Below are 21,747 nucleotides of genomic sequence, written 5' to 3'. Positions count from 1 at the left end.
CGGCTACATCGTCGGTGAGGGCTTTGCGCGTCGGCGGGCGACGGGTTCGGCGTGCTTCGCGAGCGTCCGGTAGATGGTGGTGCGGCTGACGCCGAGGACATCGCCGATCTGCGCGACGGTCATGTCCTGCTGTTCGTAGAGCCGGCGTGCGGTGCGCACCTGGTCCGCGGAGAGCCGAGATGGTCGGCCGCCGGTTCTGCCGCGGGCTCGGGCGGGACTGATGCACGGGTAGGTGTCACATCGGCTGTGGCGCTGTGGAGCGTTGCAGGGAAGGATGTGGACCATGCCTGCTCCCTATCCGCAGGAGTTCCGTGACGACGTCGTCCGCGTCGCCAGGAACCGTGAACCTGGCCAGAAGCTCGCCGTGATCGCGAAGGACTTCGGGATCTCCGAGTCGTGCCTGACGAACTGGATGCGTCAGGCCGATGTCGAAGACGGTGCCCGGCCCGGCAAGACCCGGGAGGAATCGACCGAGCTGCGCGATCTGCGTCGCCGGAACCGACTGCTCGAGCAGGAGAACGAGGTCCTCCGCCGCGCGGCCGCCTACCTCTCCCAGGCGAACCTGCCGGGAAAAGGCTCTACCCGCTCGTGAGCGAGCTCGCCGGTGACGGGATCCCTGTCGCGGTGTCCTTGCGGGTCCTGAAGCTCTCCCGCCAGCCTTACTACCGCTGGAGGAAACAGCAGGTCACCGAGTCCGAGTTGGTCGAGGCCTATCGGGCGAACGCGCTGTTCGACGCCCACCTGGATGATCCCGAGTTCGGCTACCGGTTCCTCGCCGGCGAAATGGAGTCCGTGGGTCAGCGGATGTGCGAGCGGACTGCGTGGCGGATCTGCCGGGACAACCAGTGGTGGGCGGCGTTCGGGAAGAGGCGCGGCAAGAACGGGAAGCGCCCGGGACCGCCCGTCCATGACGACCTTGTGAAGCGGGACTTCACCGCGGATGACGTCAACGAGCTGTGGCTGACCGACATCACCGAGCACTGGACCGACGAGGGCAAGCTCTATCTCTGCGCGATCAAGGACGTGTTCTCCGGACGGATCGTGGGCTACTCCATCAGCGACCGGATGAAAGCGCGTCTCGCAGTAAATGCCCTGGACAACGCGGTATTTCGGCGTCGTGACACTGCCGGCTGCATCGTGCACTCGGACCGCGGAAGCCAGTTCAGGTCACGGAAGTTCGTGCACGCTCTGAACCGGCATCACCTCATCGGATCGATGGGGAAAGTCGGTGCCGCCGGGGACAACGCAGCGATGGAGTCGTTCTTCGCGCTGCTCCAGAAGAACGTCCTGGACCGCAAGCGGTGGCGGACTCGAGAGGAGCTGCGGATCGCGATCATCACCTGGATCGAGCGGACCTACCATCGACGCCGACGACAAACGCGCCTGGGTCGATTGACCCCCATCGAATTCGAGACCATCATGAACCAGACCGTCAGCCTGGCGGCCTAACCCCAGCTGACACCTACTCGTGCATCAGTCCCGGCGGCGGCGAGGCCGGCGTTGGTGCGTTCCTTGATGAGGTCCCGTTCGAACTCCGCCAGCGCAGCGAAGACGTGGAACACAAGCCGGCCACCGGGTGAGGTGGTGTCAATGGTCTCCTGCAGCGACCGGAACCCGATGCCGCGTTCGGCGAGTGCGTGCAGCTGGTCGATGAGGTGCCGGATGGATCGACCGAGCTGGTCGAGTCGCCAGACGACGAGAGTGTCGCCGGGGCGGAGCTGGTCGAGGAGCTTGTCGAGCTCGGGCCGGTGTTGCAGCGACCCGGACATGGTGTCGACGAACACGCGGTAGCAGCCGGCGGCGCCCAGCGCGTCGATCTGTAGCGACGCGTCCTGGTCGGTGGTGGACACGCGCGCGTACCCGAGGAGGTGACCCATGGAGAGAACGTAGCGAAACTCGACCAGGAGGGGTAGTGGCGGCACGTAGATTCCGGGATTGGGTTCCGTTACAAGACACGCCGCCTCACACGCTGCCGAACCGTCGGCACGGGCAGTTGTAGCGGAGTCGTTCGTATTTGCTACAGCCGGTGAGTCAGCGCCGCGAGCCGGAGCGCTTGGACGGAACGTCGTTGTTGTTCCGCGCGATGGCGGCCGTTGGCCGGAGAGGGGTGTGGTGCCGCGATGACGGGTACGAGTCGGGGGTGCTCGTCCAGGGTGAGGTGCCGCATGACTCCGTCGAGGGCGGCGGTACCGTACGTGACGATGGCATCGAGCACGGGGAGCACCTTGAGCAGAGTTTCGAGGGCGTGTCGCCCCTCGTCGATGTCCACAGGTCGGACGCGGCCGAGAATCTCCCACGGGATGAGGTTCCAGCGGAGGTAGTCGTTGCGTGCGAGTCCGGACTCGATGCGGGCTGCGCGGAACGCGGCCGCGGTCGGGCCCGGGTTGTCCTCGCTGCAGATCGCCGTGTGCGCTGCGGCGATCGTCTGGGGGCCGGGCGACTGCATGAGGACCAGGACGCGGCTGGATGTGCCGCCGGATCTCGGGTCGAAGTTCGGGACGAACCGCCGTGAACCGTCGGGTGCGGTGCGCCATGCCTCGGCGAGGGCGTTCAGGGATCGAACGTCCGCGACCTCGTCCGCGAGTTCGTCGGGGGTGCTCATGCCGGCTGTGGTGGTGCGAGGAGTGTGCCGCGGATGACGGAGCCGTGGAAGGTGCGGACGGCAACGGTGATCCACGCGGCGACGAGGCCCACGTAGTAGACGACTGCGAGGACGGCGACGACGGTGAGTCCGGAGTGCAGGGCCAGGCCGTTCAGGCCGGTGACGCAGGTGCCGACGGGGAACGTGAATGACCACCAGGTCAGGCTGAACGGCAGGTGTTCGCGGGCGGTGCGGATGGTGATGGCGAGGGCGATGACGGTCCACAGCAGCGCGAAGCCGAGCATCGCGAACCCGTACACCAGCGCCACGACCAGCAGTGCGTGGGCGGTCGACGCGTCGACGACGGCGGGGGCGTTCGATGCGAGGAGGTTTACCGCGGTGATGGACTGTCCGACCGGTCCGAGGACGATCCACAGGGTCGGCACCATACCGGCGGCACCGACCTTGTGTTGCGCGAGACGGTTCCAGATCAGCGTAATGACGACCAGGGACGTGATGAGGCTGAGGCCGAAGAAGCCGTAGCAGGACCACAGCAGGGTCTCCCGTGCCTGCCCGGCGGGGGCATACGGCAGGAGGAGCGCACCGGTCGAGGCGGACACCATCGGCGGGTAGATCGGCATCAGCCAGCCGCCGAACGCGGATTCGGGCGTGTTCTCGTGGCGGGTGAACGCCAGGTACGGCACCAGGACCGCGGTGAGCAGGCCGCCGATGGTGCCGATGGTCCAGAGGACCCAGTCGACGGTGACGGCGGCGGGGAGGCCGATCCAGTCCTTGCCGAGGAGGATCGTGCCGGCGCCGACGGTGAGGAACGCCATGGGCGGTGCGCCGTAGAAGTGGGAAATCACCGGGTTGAGGTGGTGCTTCGCTGCGGTGCTCCGGTAGCGGACCCAGTGCAGGACCGTCGCGATGGTGAGGGCGACGAGCAGGACCGCCGCGATCGCCCAGACGACCGTCGCCGCCGTGCGCAGACCGGGGAACTGCAGCGGTAACGACGCGGCCGCGACGGCGACGATCCCGGTCCCCATGATCGACGCGAACCAGTTCGGGGTCAGGTTCGACACGATCAGGCCGGGCCGCTCCAGCTCCCGGAACAGCCGCCGGTCGCGCACACCGTGCTCAGAGGCTGCGGGTGCGTGGGCGAGGTGAGCGGACATGCACCCATCGTGCGCGTGTGCCCCGTGGTTCGGGAACGGCGGACTCGTTGGCAGGGCACAATGGTTGCTTGTGGCACTGCGGCGGTTGACGGACCGGATCCTGGACCTCGACACCCTCGAGGTCCTCGTCCGCGTCGCGGAGACCGGGTCGTTGACCCGCGCGGCCGAGGTGTTGGGGGTGACACAGCAGGCGGTGTCTGCGCGCTTGCGTGCCGCGGAGCAGGCGACCGGTCAGCCGCTGGCGCACCGGACGGCATCCGGGACCGCGCTGACCGACGCCGGCCGGGTGGTGCTCGGTCTCGCCGTCCCGGTGTTGGAGGCCTCCCGGCGGCTTGAAGCAGGCGTCGCCGCGCTGCGGGAACCGGCGGGATCCCTCGTGATCGCAGCGTCGCAGACGATCGCCGAACTCCTGCTGCCCGGATGGCTGCTCACCCACCGTGCTGCCACGCCGGATGCGTCGGTGCGTTTGATCGCGGGGAACTCCGCCGACGTGACCGACCTCGTCCGTTCCGGCGCTGCCGACGTCGGGTTCACGGAGACTCCTGCTGCGCCGATTGGCCTCTCATCGTTGGTGGTCGATGAGGACGAACTCGTGGTCGTCGTCGCCCCGCACCATCCTTGGGCAAGCGCTTCGGCCATCACCTCGGATGACCTCGCGGAGACGCCCCTGCTGCTCCGTGAGGAAGGGTCCGGCACCCGCTCCACGGTCGAAGCGTGGCTCGACGACGCGGGTCTGACCCTGGTCCCGCCGGCTGCAGTGCTGGAAACGACTGGCATCATCCGCGCCAACGCTCGAGCGGGCATCGCGCCCGCGGTGATGAGTCTCCGCACCGTCGACACTGACCTCGAAGACGGTGCCCTCGTCCGGGCGCTACTGCTCGGCCCGCCACTGATCCGGCCGCTGCGAGCGATCTGGTCAGGCCGCCCGGGGCCCGCTGTGACGGCGTTCCTGGACACTGCTCGCAGCTCGAGTACCGGTGGTCAGATCAGTCCGTAGGGCAGCTCCGGGTGCTGCTCGGCGATCTCGGTGAGCCGGTTGTACTTCGCGACGCGTTCCCCGCGGCCGGGTGCGCCGGACTTGATCTGCCCGGTGCCGGTCCCGACAACGAGGTCCGCGATGAACGTGTCCGTGGTCTCCCCAGAACGGTGGGAGACCATGCTGGCCATCCCGATGCTCTTGGCGGTGGCGATCGCGCCGAGGGTCTGGGAGACGGTCCCGATCTGGTTCGGCTTGATCAGTGCCGCGTTCGTCAGCTGCTGCTCGCCGCCGTCGCGGATCCGCTGTGGGTCGGTGACGTAGAGGTCGTCGCCGACGATCTGGATCCGGTCGCCGAGCGCCGCTTGCATGCGGCGGAACCCCTCATGGTCGTCTTCCGCGAACCCGTCTTCGATGCTCCGGATCGGATACGTGTCGATGAGGTGCCGGTAGTAGTCGACCAGCCCGTCCCGGTCGAGGCTGTCGTTGAGCACCCGGTAGGAGCCGTCGCCCTGGGAGAACTCGTTCGCGGCCGGATCGAGCGCGATCGCCACCTGATCGACGCCCGGCTCGTAGCCGGCGGTACGGATCGCGTCGACGAGCAGGTCGAGCGCTTCCTCGGGCGCAGCGATCGACGGTGCGAAACCGCCCTCGTCGCCGAGGCCGAGGCTGCCGAACCGGTCCCGAACCAGCGCCGCGAGAGCGTGGTACACGTCTGCGCCGATTCGGACGGCGTCTGCCATCGAGCCTGCGTTGACGGGAGCGATCATGAACTCCTGGAAGTCCAGCTCGTTCGCTGCGTGCGCGCCGCCGTTGAGGACGTTGAAGTGCGGGACCGGCATCCGCGGCGTCGAGCCGGTGATCTCAGCGATCCACTGCCAGAGCGGGAGGTCCGCGGCATGGGCGAGGGCCCTGGATGCGGCGATCGAGGTGGCGACAACGCTGTTCGCGCCGAGCCGGCGGTACCCGGTGGTGCCGTCGAGTTCGGCAAGGGCGGCGTCGATCTGCCCGATCGCCGACCACGACCGGCCGGTGAGGAGCCCTGAGATGTCGGTGTCGATCAGGTGGAGCGCCTGGGTGACGTCGCGGCCGCCGAACGCGGAACCGCCGTCGCGGAGCTCGACGGCTTCGTGGGCGCCGGTGGATGCGCCCGCGGGGGCGTCCCCGGTGACGGTGCGGCCGTCGTCGAGCTCGAGGGACACGCGGACGGTCGGGTAGCCGCGGGAGTCGAGGATGCGGGCGCCGTGGACGGCGTCGATGGTGACGGGGTGGTCGTGGTGGGTGACGTACTCACCCTGATGGGCTCCGTGGTGGTGGATGCCGCTGATGTAGTCGTTCATGGTGACGCTCCTTCGGTTCGGTTCGGGTCATGCGTCGAGCTGGTCTGTGGTTGGAAGGGGAAGCCGCGGGGAGGCGGAGGGACGACCTGCTGGCGATCACTCAGCGCCAGTGCCTCCCCGCGGCAGTCTGTGGACCCGTGGGTCACGGGTGTCGGGTGTGGGCGTTCTGTGCGGTGCGGATGACGGCTTCGGCAGCAGCACGGTCGGCCCACCCGTTGGTGGTGACGTGCTTGCCGTGCTCGATCTCCTTGTAGTGGGCGAAGAAGTGCTCGATCTCCGCCAGCGTGTGTTCCGGCACATCGGTGATGTCCCGCAGCTGCGCGAAGCGGTCGTCGCCAGCGGGAACGGTGAGGATCTCGTCGTCGCCGCCGTTCTCGTCGACCATGCGCAGCATCCCGACCGGCCGGACCGTGATGACGACGCCGGGGAACGTGGGACGGGGCAGGAGCACCAGGGCGTCGAGGGGGTCGCCGTCATCGCCGAGGGTGTTGTCGATGGAGCCGTAGTCCTGGGGGAACACCATGCTGGTGAACACCGCCCGGTCGAGCCGGATCCGGCCGGTGGTGTGGTCGACCTCGTACTTGTTGCCGCTGCCGCGGGGAATCTCGATCGTGACGTCGAACAGCATGGGTACCTCCGGTGCTGGAGCGGGTGTGTGGTCAGTGAGTGGGGTGGTCACAGGGTGCCGCCGAGGAGGATGCCGGCGGTCGCGGCGGCGACGGAGACGACGAGCATTCCGAGACCGTTGATCGCGGCGGCGGTGATCCGTCCGCTGCGGGCGAGGCGGACGGTTTCGAAGCTGGCGGTGCTGAACGTGGTGTAGCCGCCCATCACCCCGGTGCCGAGGACCGCGACCGGCACCGCGCCGAGGTGCGTGGCGGCGCCGACGATGATCCCCAGCAGCAGCGACCCGGTGATGTTGATCGTCAGCGTGCCGACGGGGAGCCGGAACTCCCGGCCGGTGTTGATCAGCCCGTCGAGGAGGAACCGACCGGCAGCGCCGGCACCGCCACCGAGGGCGACGACGACGATGAGGGCGGCGTTCATGCTTCCTCCGTTCGGGGACGGAACCAGCCGGCGACGACGAGACCGCAGGCGGTCGCGATCGCGCCGGATAGGACAGTGAGGAGCGCGTAGCCGGTGCCAGCGAGGCCGTGGCCGTCGAGGAACAGGGCGGCGGTGGACTCGGCGAGGGTGCTGTAGGTGGTGAACCCGCCGAGGACCCCTGTCCCGAGGAGCAGCCGCAGCACCCTCCGGCGACCGGCATCGGGCCCACGGTGCGCGAGCGCTTCCAACAGCACACCGAGGGCCAGCGCCCCGGTGATGTTGATCCAGAAGATCGACCAACTCACCCCGCCATCGGCAGGGAGCACGCTACTGATGACGTCGCGGAGGGCAGTACCGCCGGCCCCACCGACGGCGACGAGGCCGACGTACCGCCACCGCAGATGCACCGGCCGCATGGTCGTTGCCGGGTCGGACACGTCGACGTCCGGGTCGGGAGGGAGCTGGTCGTCGGGCATCGGGGTGTCCGTTCGGGTGGTCATGTTCCGCCTTCTGCCGCGACCAGCGCCGCGGCGTGCTGTGCTGCTACCGGATCCAGGAACGCCCCACCCCGCGGGACGAGAGCACCCGTCGGGGCGAGGTGGTACTGCACGGGTTGCCCGGTCGGCAGGTTGAGCTGCTCGAGCTCCGGGTCGGTGAGGTCGTCGATGCATGCGCAGAGTGCGCGGAGCGAGTTCCCGTGCGCGACGACGAGGACGCTCCGCCCTGACCGCACCATCGGCAGGAGCCGGTCGTGCAAGACGGGGCGGACCCGCTTGATGACGTCCGAGAGTGCCTCGGTGCGTCGGAGGGCGCCGTCGGGCAGGCCGCGCAGCGCGGAGCTCGACCGCAGTTCCTCCCACAGGTGCAGCGACATCGGTGGCGGTGTGCCGGTACGGGACCTGCGGAGCCGCACGTACTCGTCGTCACCGAGCATCCGACGGGCGTCGGTCTTCGTCATCCCGGTCAGGGCACCGTAGTTGCGTTCGTTGAGCTGCCACACCGCTTCCGTGGGCAGCTGTGTCCCGAGGGCGTCGCAGACCAGTTCGGCGGTGCGGACGGCACGGCGCAATGTGGAGGTGACCACGACGTCCGGCGTGATGTGGTTCGACCGGAGGAGCTGTCCGGCTGCGGATGCTTGCCGTTCGCCGCGGTGCGTGAGCGGGACGTCGAGGAGCCCGGTGAAGGTGCCGGCTTCGTTCGCGGTGCTCTCCCCATGCCGCAGGAGCGTCAGCATGCCCGTCACGGGGCTTCCGACGGGAGGAGGACGGTGGCGCCGACCGGGTCGTGCGGGACGACCAGTATCGGCCGGTGCTGCTGATGCGTCAGGTGCGCGGCGACGGACCCGGTGAGCAGTTCCGCTATCCGGCGTCGGCCAGCCTGGGATCCGACGACGATCATCACCGCGTCACGTTCCTCAGCCACCGCAGCGAGTGCGTGACTCGGGTCCCCGACGCGGGAGACGAAGTCCACGTCGACCGATCGCGCCGCAGCAAGATCTCTGATGACCCGCATGTCTTCGTCGGGGAGCTGCTGCGGGTCGCTGTCCGCCGTGTCCGGGTCGATCGGTTCGATGATCTCCGACCCGTCCGCACGCACCCCCGCTGACAGCAGCGCCGGATCGACGACCACACACACCAGGCGGGCGCTGAAGCGTTCAGCGACGGCAGCCGCGACACCGACGACGTCGTGCCCCTGCCCGGACTGCACACCGACCACGACAACACCGGCAGTGCTCGACTCGACCATGACATCTCCCTACCTCAGGCGCACAGAAGCGCAACCAGCTGAGATAGGGACTGTTGTCGACGAGTGTCGAGGTTGGGTCCGGCAAGCCCCACTGCCGGGTCCGAAGACACCACCAGTATGCACCCACCACCCCATGCCCGCACCGACGATCTTCCGCACCTCGAGAACCGGTCCGCTTCGTGACGCGGGACGACAGGGAGAGAAGCTTGAAGGGCGACACTGAGCGGAGCTGCTCACAGGCTGTCCCGTAAGACCCGTCCGGTGAACTGTCCGGTGAAGGGAGGCTATATGACACACTGGGGAGCATGTCCCCCTTGAAGGTCGGCTATGCCCGAGTCTCCACCGACGAGCAGGACCTGACCGCGCAGCGTGACGGACTCGCGGCGTTCGGCGTCGATCCCAAGCGCATCTACGTCGATCACGGGCTCACGGGCCGCAACGCCGACCGTGAGGGCCTGCGGCAGGCGCTGGCTGCCTGTCGGGACGGCGATACGTTCGTGGTCACCAAGCTCGATCGGCTGGCGCGTTCAGTCCGTGATGCCCACCAGATCGCCGACGACCTCGCGGCGCGGGAAGTGAAGCTGAGCATCGCCGGATCGGTGTACGACCCGACCGACCCGATGGGGAAACTGTTGTTCAACGTGCTGGCGATGGTCGCCGAGTTCGAAGCCGACCTCATCCGTGCCCGCACCCGCGAGGGGATGAAGGTCGCCAAGGCCAAGGGCCGGCTGCGCGGGAAGTCACCGAAACTCACCCCCCGGCAAGAAGCTCACCTCGTCCAGCTACATGCTGCCGACGAGCACACCGTGGGCGAGCTGGCCGAGCTGTTCAGCGTGGGCCGCTCCACGGTCTACCGCGCCCTTCAGCGCGCCGAGCGCGGGCGCGAGAACGTCGTGCAGTAGGTGCGTCGTGGACGCTCGAGCGCGGTGGCGAATCCTCAGGCTCCACGTCGAGGACCAGGTGCCCCTCGCGCGCTTAGCTCGCGAGACCGATGTAGGGCTGCGGACCCTGGAGCGCTGGCACGCCCGCTACCGCGCCGACGGCTACGCCGGACTGGAGACAGCCTCACGGGCGGACGCCGGCTCCCGCCGCCTTCCGCCCGACCTCGTCGACCTGATCGAGGGCCTGGCACTGAGCAAGCCGCGGCCGGCCATCGCCACGATCCATCGCAAAGTCACGGGCATCTGCGCCGCCCGGAGGTGGCCGGTCCCCTCCTACTCGGTGGTGTGGGACATCGTGCGGACCCTGGATCCCGGCATGGTCACCCTCGCCCTGGAGGGCGCAGCATCCTACCGCGACAAGCACGAGCTGGTGCTACGCCGGCAAGCAGAGCTGCCCAACGCGATGTGGCAATCCGATCACACCATGCTCGACATCCTGGTGGTGGGCACCGACGGCAAGCCCGCACGGCCATGGCTAACAACGATCCTCGACGACTGCTCCCGGGCGGTCTGCGGCTACACAGTCTTCCTGGGCGCACCGTCGGCGATGAACACCGCCCTGGCGCTGCGCCAAGCGATCTGGCACAAGACCGACCCGGCCTGGCCGATGTGCGGCCTGCCCGACGTGCTCTACGTCGACCACGGCAGCGACTTCACCAGTGACCAGCTCGCCCACACCGCCGTCGACCTCCACATCCGACTGATCCACTCCACCGTCGCCCGACCCCAGGGACGGGGCAAGATCGAGCGGTTCTTCGGCACCATCAACACCGAGCTACTCGCCACCCTGCCCGGACTCATCACCGAAGGGCACCCCTGGCCGACACCGAAACTGTCCCTGGCCGCCCTCGATAGCGCCCTGGAGGCGTTCGTGGCCACCTACAACGACCGCACGCACAGCGAGCTCGGAACCTCCCCGCGCAGCGCGTGGATCGCCGATGGCTGGCTGCCCCGAATGCCCGAGAGCCTGGAAGACCTCGACAGACTGCTGTTAACCGTCGCCAAGACCCGCGTCGTGCGCCGCGATGGCATCCGCTTCCAGGGCCTGCGCTACGTCTCGCCAACTCTGGCCGGCTACGTCGGACGCTCGGTCGTGATCCGCTACGACCCCCGCGACATCACCGAGATCCGCGTCTTCGATCACGACGAATTCGTCTGCAAGGCCGTCAACCAAGAGCACCACGACCAGAAGGTCAGCCTCAAGGAGATCCAGGCCGCGCGCAACGCCCGCCGCCGGGCGCTGCGAGCCGGCATCAACGAACGCATCGCCCTCGTGGCCGCACCTACCGAGACGCCACGGATCACCGAAGCACCGGCTCCGGCGCCGAGGTCGGCGTTGAAGATCTACAAGGAGGACCTCAGGTGAGCCAGCGCTTCATCGTCACCAAGGAGCACCGCCGCTTCACCGAGTTCGCCGACGCCGTGCGCCGCGGGCACACCATCGGTTTGTGCTTCGGATCAGCCGGCGTAGGAAAGACACTCTCCGCACGCCGCTACGCACACTACGAGAAGGCTCATGACCTGCTGACCTACTGGGGGCCGCGCTCCGACAACGACGCCAAGATCTACGCCGCCTTGAACCGGAGCCGCACCGTGCTCTACACCCCCAGCGTGCTGACCACCCCGCGGACCCTGAAGGACGAGCTGACCCAAGCCATCACCCGCACCAACATGTGCATCGAGCAGCACCTCGTACCTCCCGGCACGGCCACTCCCGAGGCCTGGGGATGGCGACACGGCAGGAACTACGTGGAGCTAATCATCGTCGACGAGGCCGAACGACTGCGTCCCGCCGCGCTGGAACTGCTGCGCGATCGCTACGACCGCGACGGCATCGCCCTGATCCTGATCGGCATGCCCGGCCTGGAGAAGCAGTTCAGCCACTACCCCCAGTTCTACAGCCGAGTCGGCTTCGCCCACCAGTACCGGCCCCTGGGACAAGACGAACTGCTGTTCGTCCTCGAGCGACACTGGCGATCCCTCGGCAAGACCCTCGACCCCGACGACTTCACCGACGCCCAAGCCATCGCAGCCATCGCACGGATCACCCGCGGCAACTTCCGGCTCCTCGAACGCCTCTTCCCCCAGATCCAGCGGGTCCTGAAGATCAACGAACTCGACACCATCACCAACGACGTCATCGAAGCCGCACAGAGCACCCTGGTCATCGGTGTCACCTGACCCCGCCACGAAGCGACCGAAGAACCCCGCCATTCAGCAGACGAAGTCACAGGTGAAGTCGGCTCGCTCCGAGTTGTCCGACGGGGTAGACCGTGATCGACGCGCATCCCACTGACTCGCTCAGTCGGTCGACTTGAACTCCGGACTGATCCTTGAAAGGGGCAGCGGAGGTTGGCCGTTGTAGGTTCCGGTACTGGCATCCCAGAGCGACATGTCTGGGTTGCCGTCGCTGTAGATCACCGGTGGGAGCCCCTCCCGCTCGGCAACCCAAGCTCGATTGATCAGCCCAGCCGCGAGAAAGCCAGCCGTTACACCATCCGCCTGTGCTCGGGCACGCGCGAGCGCATCAGCCCGTGACGCGGCACGCTCTTCCTCGGACACGAACTCGCCCAGCCCAGAAAACTCCTCGACCAGGGTGTCGGGGTCCTCGTACTCGGTCGACACGGACGAGACGATTCGCTCGTGCTGGGCCAGAATCGGCTGGACCTGCTTTGCCTCGATCGCGAGCTGCACCTCCACACGCCGACCGGGGTCCTCGATTCCCTTCACGCGCCGAAGGACCTGGCGGATGTTCTGCCGAACACCCTGATAGCGGTAGTACTCGCGGTACTCGCTGGTGTTGTCCACGAAACCCTTGTTGACCATCAGGTCGAACTCGTCGTCCCGCACCGGGATGATCATCGGGAAGCGTCGGTAGCTCTGGCTCTTATTCTCGGCCGTGAACCGGGTCCCAGACCTGTCCGTGTACTCACCCGCGAGTCCGTCGAGGAACGTCTCGTAATCGTCCGGCCCGGTCATGATCGTGATGATGTTGACAGGCAGGACAGAGGAGTTCTTGATGTTGAGCTTCTGGCGGCCTGGAAATGGATTGAGGAAGGCAAACAGTTCCTTGCGGCCGAACGACTTGATCAGGCTGCCTGCCCTTGCCTCCTCGATAATCACGACAAGCTCGCCGTCATACCCCTCCCAGCCCACGTTGTCCCCGCCGAGGACGAAGAAGGGCTCCTTGGCCCCTGGTACCCAGTCTCCCGGCACCATCTGTCGGGCCATCGCCCGCGCCAGCGCATCTTTTCCCGTACCGCCCTCGCCGAACAGGTAGATGTTCATCCGATACGGAGGCTGCGGCTGTTTCGCGAGATAAGTCGACCTAGCCCTGACGAGGCGTGTTTCGCCCCGGTTGTATGCCAGCGGGTCCAGGGTCTCCGCCTCCATCAGGGTGAGGCCGTCATTCTGCACCATCATCGCCAGGCGGTCGACGGCCGACAGCCGCGAGTTCTCCTGAGCCTCTCCGTGTCCTACCCGCTGCACGCGGTGGCGGTCGAGCGCCCCGCGAAAGTCGAAGTTCGCGTGAACGGCCCCGTCGTCGTAGAGGTGTTTGCCGGACGCCTGCTGCTGCGTGTGCTCATGGGTGAGGTACTCGCAGCAGTCGAGGAAGGCTCCGCGTCCCTTGGCGACCTCGACCTGCTCCGGAGGCAGTCCGTAGGCGCGGGCGACCGCTGCGACGGAGGTCGAGTTCCGGCGCTCCTCGACCACATGCACATGGGCGGGCTTGAGTTGACCGAGCACCGCGCGAGGATTCGCGGCGACGTCCTCCTCGGAGTAGACGTCGCGGTCGTGGTCGATCCACGCCGTGCGCAGGTTGCCCTTACGGCGTACTGCCTGCTCAACGCGTTCCTTGGTGATCAGGGTCGCGCCGCTATCCGGGTGAATCCACGCGGACTGGATCTTGAAGATCCGGCCGCACTTCGTCACCGCGTACGCCCAAGGCCCACCCGGCGCATACGGATCAGTTGAGGCCCGCGGCTCAGGCCCGCCGTCCGGCCCCGCGGCCAATTCCGTGGAAGGGAGGCCCAAATCCACAGTTTCCACAGTTGGGCCCGGGCGATTCTCAAGTCCTTCCCCGGGCGCATGATTAGCCTCGTCTACCAAGGTTCCGGAGGGCGAGCTATCTACCGAAACCACAGCTTCCACAGCATTGCGTGATTCCTGATCGGACCCCACCGTGGAGCCAACCTGGTCCTTGCAACCGTCGGTGCCGCCGGGAGGCATCGATTCTGCACCGGCCGTGTCCACCGACTGAGGCTCTCCTGATGCGCTTGAGGCCGGGGAAACGAGAGGTGCCATTATCAAGCACCCCGCAGGATCGCAGCGATCAGCTCACGACGTTCGCGGCTGATGGGAGGAGCAAGCTTCGCAGCCCGCTTGGCTGCTGCCTTCAGCTCGGCGTAAGCCCGCTCGTCAGCCTTGGACTTCCGCCACGCGTCGAGATCTGAGCGGCCAACGAGATACTTCCCGTCGATCATCCGATGGGGGAGTTCGCCGGACTTGACCTTCCGGCGGAGGGTGTCGATGGAGCCGTAGCGACGACGACCCTCTGCGTCGCGAATCTCGGACGCCTCGGCGAGGGAGAGCAGATCGGTTCCGGTGGTAGACAAGATGGACATGGCGAAGCAACCTTCGTTAGAAGTGTTGCCTCGTGATCGTCCTTACGAAGCTGCTCCCATCTGAAGGAGCCAACGGGTGTGTCTACGGACCCTGAGCCTGCACGATCGGCTAGTCGTCACTTCGGTGGTCACCGTCTCATCGAGACGTCCTTGCCCAGCTGCGAGTTGCCTAGGCAAAACCGTAGCACGGGTGTCTGTCGTGTCGAAAGAGCTACTCAGACGCGCCAGCCGGGAAGTACTCGTTCAGGTTGTAGTCCGCGCGCGCCCGGCTTCTCCGCCCGTTTGATCCTTGGCTCCACCATCTGTCGCAGGATTCGTCGCTTATCGGCAAGCTCCAAGCGCTCCCAAGCGGCGTGGACATCGCTCGACGAAGCCAACTCGACCACGATCGGATCAGCCGCGACTAACTGATTGAGCTTCCGTTGCGCTTCGGCGATCTTCGGCCTGATGAGGTCCTCTTGCGCGAACAGGATGTCTAGATCGTGCCGTGCGGCCGCCTGCTCGCGAACCCCTGCAAGGTATCTCTCGTGCTCGTCGATCTCGTCAACGAGCGCTTTGCGCTCTGCGTCCACCTTGCCATCCTTGCGACCGTAGGTGCTCAGAAAATCAGGCTGGACCAGACGCGCGAGAACGTACTCCACGACGATCCGGTCGAGGTACTCCTCCTTCATTGCCGTGTGGAATCCAACCTTTCCCGGTACTCCACGGCAGAGGTAGGAGTAGTAGTGCTCGCGAGGTAGCGGCTCGCGATTCTCGTCGTGCTGCTTCCTGCCCTGGTTCTGCTTTCCGACGATCACCCCGGCCCCACAGACATCGCACACGGCGATGCCTGTCAACAGGTGCTTAGCGGGCCAGTCGTTACTTCGCTTACGCGCAGGGTTGTTGAGGATGAGAGCTAGCTTGTCCCACTCCTCGGGTTCGATCAGGGGAGGCCACTGCGCGTCAGAGACAATCTTTCCATTGTGCTGACGTTTGCCCGCGTACGCAGGCATACCGAGCATCTGCTTCACGGCGGGAGGAGTCCATCCCAAGTTCTTGCGGCGTTCCGTGAACGCAGGGCGACGGGGAGGGATGCCACGGACGTTGAAGTCCTTCGCGATCTCATAGAACGAGTGGCCAGCGAGCACCCGTCTGACTGCCTCCTTCACGACCGGGGCCTGTTCAGGGTGTTCCTCGATCCGGAGCAGTTCGCGCGTACGAGGGTCGTAGATGCGCTGATAGCCGTAGAGGTTCTTCCCATGAACCCGACCGGCCTCCGCTGCGGCCCTCACGTTACGGCGGATCCGCTCGGAAGTCTTCGCTGACTCGTACTCGCTGTCGACCGCATCTTCAAGCAGCGAGCGGCGGTCACGAGCGTTCTTCGGGTCATAGTCGCGACCGTGTGTCGTGACGAAAATGCGAATCGAGTTCTCTTCACACAGCTGAGTGAGAGTCACCCACTCTCCCGTGCGACGAGAGCCGCGCGACGACTCCCAGACCACCAGAATCTCAGCGTCGAAGTCTCCAGTCGCGAGGTCGTTGATCAATTGACTGAAGCCTTCTCGGGCCCGCCTTGCATACCGCGATGCTGACCGGCCGTCGTCACGGTACGCCTGCGGATGGAGCTTCCATCCCCTCTCTGCGACCGCCCGCGCGTTCTCTTCGTGTTGCTGGCTGGTGCTCTTGCCCTTGCCGTCCCGGTCCTGGGAGACACGAAGGTACTCGCGGGCCACGATCGTCTGGCCTCTGCTACGTCTCGTCGCCTGCATAGTCAGCACTCACCTCACAAATAAACTATCACTGGGTCGAACTGTGCCCTGGTGATGACCCTGACCGGATACATGGCGCTGGCGATGGGGGCCGGGCGGCGACTCTGCCTCCTGGCGGGTCTGCTGGCACTGGGCTGCTTCGTCCTGCTCGTGGGGCCCGACCCGTCCGTCCTGCGAGCCTCAGTGATGGGTGCGCTCGGTTCACTGAGTATGCTCAGCGGCCGCAACGGGGTGAGCCTCAATGCGCTGAGCGCCGCCGTGATCGGCCTGGTGCTGGTCTCACCGGGGCTGTCCATCGACTTCGGATTCATTCTGTCGGTGCTCGCGACCGCGGGAATCGTGGTGAGCGGCCGCGCCGTCGCCCGCCTGTTGGCGTTGAAGCTGCCGGTGCCCGTGGCGCTGTGCATCGCCATCCCGTTCGTCGCGCAGCTGTGGTGCGGTCCCGTGCTCCTGCTGCTCAACCCCGCGCTACCCACGTATTCACTGCCGGCCAATATGGCGGCCACGCTGTTGGTGCCCGTCGCGACCGTGGCCGGACTCATCGCCGTCTGCGTTCTGGTCGTGCCCAAAGTGCTGATGCCCGCTCTCCTGCTGATTCCCGGATTGAAAGCCGATCCCGTGACCGGCGCGTGGGAGCGAGCCGCGCAGCTTCCTCTTGCTGTCGCCGCTCTGCCAGCCCGTGGGGTTGCCTGGATCGCGGACTTCTTCGCCGGTCTGCCGGGCTCACTCACGCCGTGGCCACCGGGCCTCTGGGGCATCGTCCTGCTCGCCGCCATCAGCGTGACGGCCGGAGGAATCCTGCACTGGCTGGATACGCGGTGCCAACGCCCCACCGACACCCACGGGATCGTGGTGGGGACACCCGCGCCCGCTCCCATTCCCGATCCTGTCTGGCGGCAACTCGCCGACCAACGCCGCCGCCGACGCCGCGCGCTCGCCGTCCTTGCGGCCGTCACCACGTTGGTGTTCATCGTTCAGGGGCTGATCTGGTGGCTACGTCCCGCCCCGGCGTGGGACTCGGTGGTGTGCGACGTGGGCCAGGGCGATGCCGTCCTGCACCGCACGGGGGAACACAGCGCAGTGCTGGTGGATGCCGGGCCCGAACCACGGGCCCTGAATTCGTGTATCCGCCAGGCCAAGATCGAGCGGTTGGATGCCGTGATCCTCAGCCACGACCACGCCGACCACACCGCCGGTCTGGAAGCACTCGCGGGTGACTTTCCGGTGGATCACGTCTGGTACTCGACCGCGACCGGTGATGTCCCGGAGGCCGCTCGACACTTCGCTGACCGAGCTCAGGTTCCCCGCCCCGGGGAGACCCTGGAGTTGGGATCGACCACGGTGACCGTTCTGGGGCCCGTGCCACCTTCGGCGGGATCCGGAGCACGCCGATCCGCCCCAAGTTCCGAAGATGAGAACAACGCGTCTCTGGCACTGCGCATCACGATAACGGGCGAGAACGGAACCACCACGTGGCTCTCAGCCGGTGATCTCGAGGAGGACGGCGCCAACCGTCTGATTCGTAGTCAGCCCGATGCTGCCACACTCGAGGCCGACATCCTCAAGGTCTCCCACCACGGTGCCCGCAACGGCGGCACCCGACTCATCGACACTGTGAACCCGGCGCTCGCGGTCATCTCGGTCGGGGAGGACAACACGTACGGCCACCCGCATCCGACTATCACCCAAGCCCTGCAGGACAGTGGAGCCTCCGTGGCAAGAACCGACCAGAACGGCTCCCTCTGGATCCGCAAGGACGGGTCCCGCATTTCCGTCTCGACGCGGTGAAGACACCACCCCGGCCAGGGCCCCTCTCCGTGGTGACGGTACATTGCTCCACAGAGGAGGGTGCCTTGGGACGGGAACTCTGCGAGAACGCAGTCATGAGACGCGTCCCGATAGCTATCCCATAGAGAGGGTTTCACCCGACGGGTTGTCCTTGGGCCAGTGCCAACACATCTTCAGTCGTCAGCGAGTTTCCGCCGATGGCCCAGTCGCCACTGGCAACTTCTTCGATAACACACCACGTAACGGTGCGCAGGTTCTCGCCCTCGATACTCACCATGGTGTCGGTGAGCTTGCGTGCGATCTCGTGTTTCTGTTCGGAAGTGAATACACCTTCGATGATTTTGACGTTGATGAACGGCATGACGTGCTCCCTTATTGAGGTGTCCTGAACAGGACACTTCGACAGTAGGCGTGGAACGTGAGTCGGCGCATCGGCAGCAGCCGCCATTAAACGTGACCGGGCACGATGACCGGTGGCGGGTAGTACCCAACCCGCCAACGAACCAGCAGACGCCGCTCGTGGAAAATCCGGGCCACCCGAAAGCCCGAATCACGTTCCGGAGCTGCGGCGGATCAGCTCGGGCAGCATTGCGGCGGTGGCCGCTCGGGCAGATTTTCCCGACAGGTCGAGTTTTGCGTAGACGTTGGAAAGGTGTCTTTCTACCGTCCGGGCACTTAGCAACATGCGATCGGCGATCTGAGAATTGCTGAACCCTCCGGCAACCAATTCCACGAGCTCGATCTCTCGTGCGGTAAGAACGGCGGTCGGGCGGCGCGTGATACCGGTGAATGCATCGACTTCGGCCAGGAACTGGGGCCATGCGTCCTCCTTCGCGAGGAGGATGTGGTTCGACGACACCAGGGAGACGAAGCGGGCACCAGGAATCATTCGGGCGAGTTGACGACCGTTCTCGAACGGTACGGCCCGATCACCTTCACCATGTACAACGAGGGTTGGCGTAGTTACAGCTGCGGCCGCCCTGCAGACGTCCAGTCCCGCTCTGGCCCGACTGCTCGCCAGAGCGGCTTCAGGGGACATAGAGCGACGTTGCAACTCGTCGAACCAGCGCATCTGAGACTCGGATGCTTCCGGAATGAACGACGTGGTGAACACACGGCGGAATACTGGGTCAGCACGTCCCCAGCCCACTTTGATCAAATGTTCCCTGAGGAGACGCTCCTCTTCTTCCTCTGCTGAGGCGCCGCGTCGAGCCGCACCCAAGGCGTACGCGCCGTAAAGGATGAGAGTGTTCACTCGATCTGGATGGGTATGCGCGTAATCCACGGCCACGGCCCCGCCCTGGGACATACCGAACAAGGTGAAACTGTGGACGCCGGCGGCGGCGATAACGGCTTCGAGGTCTGCCCGCCATGTTTTCAGGGAGTATTCGACCGGAGCGCGATCTGACAGCCCACCACCACGGTCGTCGTAGCGGATGACGGTGAATCGTTGGCCGAGCGCATCGAGCCAGTGGCGCCAGACAGGGCTCGACCAGTCGTGGTCAAGATGAGTGAGCCACGTGCCGACCCAAACGAGGGGCGGCCCGCTTCCGTGACGCGACCAAGCGATCCGTGTCCCGTCGGCGGAAGTCACGAAGGAGACTTCCATCACCATCCTTGGATTGTCCCACGCGTCCATTCATCGATACAGCGGCTCGAACCCCACATCTGCACATCGGTTGAAAACTGAATTGAACGTCGGACCGCTCAACTAGCATGGGCAGCCAGATCACTTCACACCGATCACCATCGCGCAGGTTTGTCCTGCGCCGAGGAGGGCCCATGGCAGCCACGCGCCGTTCCACGCCGTCGAACCCGGGCACTTCCTGGCGGGAAGCCGCACCCCAGCCGCTCGTATTGGCTACCGGGTCGGACGAGTACCTGATCCAGCGAGTGCGTGAGTCCCTGCGTGACCAGATTCGCGAGGAACGGGGAACGTGCGAGGTCACGCTCATTTCTGCGGCCGACTACGCACCGGGGCAGCTTTCGGTGGTCACCAGTCCGTCCTTGTTCGACGAACCCAAGCTCGTGTGCGTCACAGAACTCTCGAGCATGAACGAGAACCTCCTGACGGATGCGCTCTCGTACGTGAAGTCACCGGACCCGGAGGTCACTGTGCTCTGGGAACACGGCGGCGGCAACCGCGGCAAAAAGCTCTTGGATGCGATCAAAGAGAAGGCGCTCGTCGTGGACTGCGCGCCCTTGAAATCCGACCGCGACAAGTCCGCGTTCATCCTGGCCGAGTTCAAGCAGCACGGAAAGCGCATCGAACCCGACGCCGCTCGCGCACTGGCCGCTGCTGTGGGCACCAGTACCGCAGAACTCGCGGCCGCGTGCGGGCAGTTGATCTCGGACGGCCCCACCACCATCGATCACGACCTGGTGGAGAAGTACTACGGCGGACGCGTTGAGGTCACCGCATTCCGCGTAGCCGACGCCGCCGTGGCCGGTAACGCCGACCAAGCCCTGAAGCTCTGGCGGCAGGCGGTGGATGTGGGAGTGGATCCCGTACCCATGGTGGCCGCATTGGGCGCCAAACTGCGCCTCATCGCATTGGTGGCCGGATCCCGGGGTAGCTCGGGAAGCGTGGCGCGGGATGTCGGCGCTGCACCGTGGCAGGTGGATCGTGCTCAGAACGAGGCCCGCCGTTTCACTCCGGGGCACGTGATCGAAGCACTCAAGGCCATTGCTCACGCGGATGCCCAGGTCAAGGGGGAGTCACGCACCCCGTACTACGCGGTCGAACGTGCCATTACCGTGATCGCGACATCCGGAAGGCACTGACCCCGACTCAGTATCCGTTGCCGGTAGCGTGTGAACATTTCGGGCAGGGTCTCGCACCCTGAACTGCGATTCTGGTACATACCTCCACCCAGAATGTCAGCAGGTACGAACCACTGTCCCAGAGGTCTCCCAGGACGCGAACCACCGCCCCCGCTCTCTCCCGGAACGGGAACTACCGCCCCAGATGTCCCCGTGAACGGGAACTACCGCCCGAGATGTCCATAATGGGCGGCACTGACCGCACCCAAACAGCAATGCTGTCGGCCACCTCGCCCAGCGGTCGTCCTCGGACATTCAGTGTGCCGATAGAACCCTCCGCTGCACGGAGTGCGGCGCTAGAACCCTTCCGAGACTCCCACCAGGTTCTAACCACCCTTGAGGTGACGTGTAACGCCCTAACCACCCTTCATGTGACGTGGAGGGCCCTCACGGCGCCTGACGTTTCTGCTTGCTATGACACCCGACACCGCTTATGACATGCCCGGGCCCTACGCACATCTCTGCCTATAACCCCTGTAACCCGCCTACGACCCCAGATCCCACAATGCGGCAAACGCGGGAGATAGAGATACAGCAAGAGCCCGGTACCTCGAGGTACCGGGCTCTCAGGCTGTCAGCTGAGGCTGAATCAGATCTTGGAGACCTTCTTGGCCAGGCCGGACTTCTTGTTGGCCGCGGTGTTCTTGTGCAGAACACCCTTGGAGACGGCCTTGTCCAGCTTGCGGGACACGATGCGCAGGTTCGACTCGGCGGCGTCCTTGTCGGAAGCGCCGATAGCGTCGTTGACCTTGCGGATCAGGGTCTTCAGCTCGGACTTGTAAGCGTTGTTGCGCAGGCGAGCCTTCTCGTTGGTGAGGATGCGCTTCTTCTGCGACTTGATGTTGGCCACGTATAACTCCTAAAACTGTTCACGGAATTTCGGTCAGTGAGGGCTCACGGATGATCATCGACTGAGTGTGAGAGTGGGGATGCTCGGTGGCAACCATCCGCTGTGCC

The 21,747-nt window shown here is 65.9% G+C and carries 22 protein-coding genes and 1 pseudogene; 7 read left to right on the top strand and 16 right to left on the bottom strand.

Features of this window, described 5'->3' with window-relative positions:
* Positions 1 to 3 precede the first annotated feature (3 nt).
* Positions 4 to 285, bottom strand: coding sequence for a helix-turn-helix domain-containing protein (locus CKW39_RS15870; RefSeq protein WP_256382225.1), 282 nt, complete (start codon positions 283 to 285; stop codon positions 4 to 6).
* On the opposite strand from CKW39_RS15870, the gene CKW39_RS09965 reads away from it, so the two are divergent.
* Positions 284 to 1,449, top strand: a protein-coding gene (locus CKW39_RS09965) for an IS3 family transposase (protein WP_095797978.1) whose coding sequence is annotated in 2 segments (ribosomal slippage) — positions 284 to 568 and positions 571 to 1,449 — 1,164 coding nt in all. Because the reading frame shifts where the segments join, the coding sequence is not laid out codon by codon here. The genes CKW39_RS15870 and CKW39_RS09965 overlap by 2 nt on opposite strands.
* Positions 1,450 to 1,460: 11 nt before the next feature.
* On the opposite strand, the pseudogene CKW39_RS09960 reads toward CKW39_RS09965, so the two are convergent.
* From CKW39_RS09960 to CKW39_RS09950, 3 genes and pseudogenes are all read right to left on the bottom strand, one after another.
* Positions 1,461 to 1,877, bottom strand: a pseudogene (locus CKW39_RS09960) (recombinase family protein); the annotation flags it as partial.
* A gap of 140 nt (positions 1,878 to 2,017) precedes the next feature.
* Positions 2,018 to 2,602 (bottom strand): uracil-DNA glycosylase family protein, encoded by a 585-nt coding sequence (locus CKW39_RS09955; protein ID WP_076693228.1) that lies wholly within the window; start codon positions 2,600 to 2,602, stop codon positions 2,018 to 2,020.
* Positions 2,599 to 3,756, bottom strand: a complete 1,158-nt coding sequence (locus CKW39_RS09950) for a TDT family transporter (protein ID WP_095797977.1) — start codon at positions 3,754 to 3,756, stop codon at positions 2,599 to 2,601. The genes CKW39_RS09955 and CKW39_RS09950 overlap by 4 nt, the downstream gene beginning before the upstream one ends.
* On the opposite strand from CKW39_RS09950, the gene CKW39_RS09945 reads away from it, so the two are divergent.
* Positions 3,755 to 4,753 carry a LysR family transcriptional regulator gene (locus tag CKW39_RS09945; protein ID WP_254049361.1) on the top strand — a complete coding sequence of 333 codons (999 nt, stop codon included), beginning with the start codon at positions 3,755 to 3,757 and terminating at the stop codon, positions 4,751 to 4,753. The two genes, CKW39_RS09950 and CKW39_RS09945, sit on opposite strands and share 2 nt — an antisense overlap.
* Here CKW39_RS09945 and eno read toward each other — a convergent pair.
* The 6 genes from eno to CKW39_RS09915 form a co-directional block, all read right to left on the bottom strand.
* Positions 4,738 to 6,072, bottom strand: coding sequence for a phosphopyruvate hydratase (gene eno / locus CKW39_RS09940; RefSeq protein ID WP_082687493.1), 1,335 nt, complete (start codon positions 6,070 to 6,072; stop codon positions 4,738 to 4,740). The genes CKW39_RS09945 and eno overlap by 16 nt on opposite strands.
* Before the next feature lie 142 nt (positions 6,073 to 6,214).
* Positions 6,215 to 6,700, bottom strand: a complete 486-nt coding sequence (locus tag CKW39_RS09935; protein WP_095797976.1) for an inorganic diphosphatase — start codon at positions 6,698 to 6,700, stop codon at positions 6,215 to 6,217.
* Between the two features lie 47 nt (positions 6,701 to 6,747).
* Positions 6,748 to 7,119 (bottom strand): CrcB family protein, encoded by a 372-nt coding sequence (locus tag CKW39_RS09930; protein ID WP_002854166.1) that lies wholly within the window; start codon positions 7,117 to 7,119, stop codon positions 6,748 to 6,750.
* The gene (locus CKW39_RS09925) at positions 7,116 to 7,619 is read right to left on the bottom strand and encodes a CrcB family protein (protein WP_002854165.1); all 504 of its coding nucleotides are present in this window, start codon (positions 7,617 to 7,619) and stop codon (positions 7,116 to 7,118) included. Before CKW39_RS09925 ends, CKW39_RS09930 begins: the two co-directional genes overlap by 4 nt.
* Positions 7,616 to 8,353 (bottom strand): 2,3-diphosphoglycerate-dependent phosphoglycerate mutase, encoded by a 738-nt coding sequence (locus CKW39_RS09920; protein WP_063718739.1) that lies wholly within the window; start codon positions 8,351 to 8,353, stop codon positions 7,616 to 7,618. Before CKW39_RS09920 ends, CKW39_RS09925 begins: the two co-directional genes overlap by 4 nt.
* A gap of 5 nt (positions 8,354 to 8,358) precedes the next feature.
* Positions 8,359 to 8,865 (bottom strand): universal stress protein, encoded by a 507-nt coding sequence (locus tag CKW39_RS09915; RefSeq protein WP_076693227.1) that lies wholly within the window; start codon positions 8,863 to 8,865, stop codon positions 8,359 to 8,361.
* Positions 8,866 to 9,170: 305 nt separating this feature from the next.
* Here CKW39_RS09915 and CKW39_RS09910 point away from each other — a divergent pair, with 305 nt between their 5' ends.
* The 3 genes from CKW39_RS09910 to CKW39_RS09900 are packed head-to-tail and all read left to right on the top strand — an operon-like array spanning position 9,171 to position 11,987.
* The gene (locus CKW39_RS09910) at positions 9,171 to 9,767 is read left to right on the top strand and encodes a recombinase family protein (RefSeq protein ID WP_006590953.1); all 597 of its coding nucleotides are present in this window, start codon (positions 9,171 to 9,173) and stop codon (positions 9,765 to 9,767) included.
* Positions 9,768 to 9,774: 7 nt separating this feature from the next.
* Positions 9,775 to 11,172: a Mu transposase C-terminal domain-containing protein gene (locus tag CKW39_RS09905; RefSeq protein WP_095797975.1), complete on the top strand. Its 1,398-nt coding sequence runs from the start codon at positions 9,775 to 9,777 to the stop codon at positions 11,170 to 11,172.
* Positions 11,169 to 11,987, top strand: coding sequence for an AAA family ATPase (locus tag CKW39_RS09900; RefSeq protein ID WP_010552309.1), 819 nt, complete (start codon positions 11,169 to 11,171; stop codon positions 11,985 to 11,987). Before CKW39_RS09905 ends, CKW39_RS09900 begins: the two co-directional genes overlap by 4 nt.
* Before the next feature lie 120 nt (positions 11,988 to 12,107).
* Here the strand turns inward: CKW39_RS09900 and CKW39_RS09895 are convergent, their stop codons facing one another.
* The 3 genes from CKW39_RS09895 to CKW39_RS09885 all read right to left on the bottom strand — a co-directional run bounded on the left by CKW39_RS09895 (position 12,108) and on the right by CKW39_RS09885 (position 16,179).
* Positions 12,108 to 13,739, bottom strand: a complete 1,632-nt coding sequence (locus CKW39_RS09895) for a hypothetical protein (RefSeq protein ID WP_143469976.1) — start codon at positions 13,737 to 13,739, stop codon at positions 12,108 to 12,110.
* 374 nt (positions 13,740 to 14,113) lie between these two features.
* The gene (locus tag CKW39_RS09890) at positions 14,114 to 14,431 is read right to left on the bottom strand and encodes a DNA-binding protein (protein ID WP_095797973.1); all 318 of its coding nucleotides are present in this window, start codon (positions 14,429 to 14,431) and stop codon (positions 14,114 to 14,116) included.
* Positions 14,432 to 14,646: 215 nt separating this feature from the next.
* Positions 14,647 to 16,179 (bottom strand): recombinase family protein, encoded by a 1,533-nt coding sequence (locus tag CKW39_RS09885; RefSeq protein WP_095797972.1) that lies wholly within the window; start codon positions 16,177 to 16,179, stop codon positions 14,647 to 14,649.
* Positions 16,180 to 16,206: 27 nt separating this feature from the next.
* Here CKW39_RS09885 and CKW39_RS09880 point away from each other — a divergent pair, with 27 nt between their 5' ends.
* The gene (locus tag CKW39_RS09880) at positions 16,207 to 17,967 is read left to right on the top strand and encodes a ComEC/Rec2 family competence protein (protein ID WP_256382228.1); all 1,761 of its coding nucleotides are present in this window, start codon (positions 16,207 to 16,209) and stop codon (positions 17,965 to 17,967) included.
* A gap of 133 nt (positions 17,968 to 18,100) precedes the next feature.
* Here the strand turns inward: CKW39_RS09880 and CKW39_RS09875 are convergent, their stop codons facing one another.
* Entirely contained in the window at positions 18,101 to 18,328 is a 228-nt protein-coding gene (locus CKW39_RS09875; protein WP_095797970.1) for a 4-oxalocrotonate tautomerase family protein, read from the bottom strand.
* Positions 18,329 to 18,517: 189 nt separating this feature from the next.
* Entirely contained in the window at positions 18,518 to 19,576 is a 1,059-nt protein-coding gene (locus CKW39_RS09870; RefSeq protein WP_254049360.1) for an alpha/beta fold hydrolase, read from the bottom strand.
* Positions 19,577 to 19,749: 173 nt separating this feature from the next.
* Here CKW39_RS09870 and holA point away from each other — a divergent pair, with 173 nt between their 5' ends.
* Positions 19,750 to 20,751, top strand: a complete 1,002-nt coding sequence (gene holA, locus CKW39_RS09865; protein WP_095797968.1) for a DNA polymerase III subunit delta — start codon at positions 19,750 to 19,752, stop codon at positions 20,749 to 20,751.
* Positions 20,752 to 21,379: 628 nt separating this feature from the next.
* Here holA and rpsT read toward each other — a convergent pair.
* A complete protein-coding gene (gene rpsT / locus CKW39_RS09860) occupies positions 21,380 to 21,640 on the bottom strand; it encodes a 30S ribosomal protein S20 (RefSeq protein ID WP_016995919.1) in 261 nt (86 codons plus the stop codon).
* Positions 21,641 to 21,747: the final 107 nt, after the last annotated feature.

Origin of the sequence: Kocuria sp. WRN011, from assembly GCF_002295155.1 — a bacterium.
Taxonomy (GTDB): domain Bacteria; phylum Actinomycetota; class Actinomycetes; order Actinomycetales; family Micrococcaceae; genus Kocuria; species Kocuria carniphila.
The sequence above is the reverse complement of the archived record's forward strand: the minus strand, read 5'-3'. Positions and strand labels throughout refer to the sequence as shown.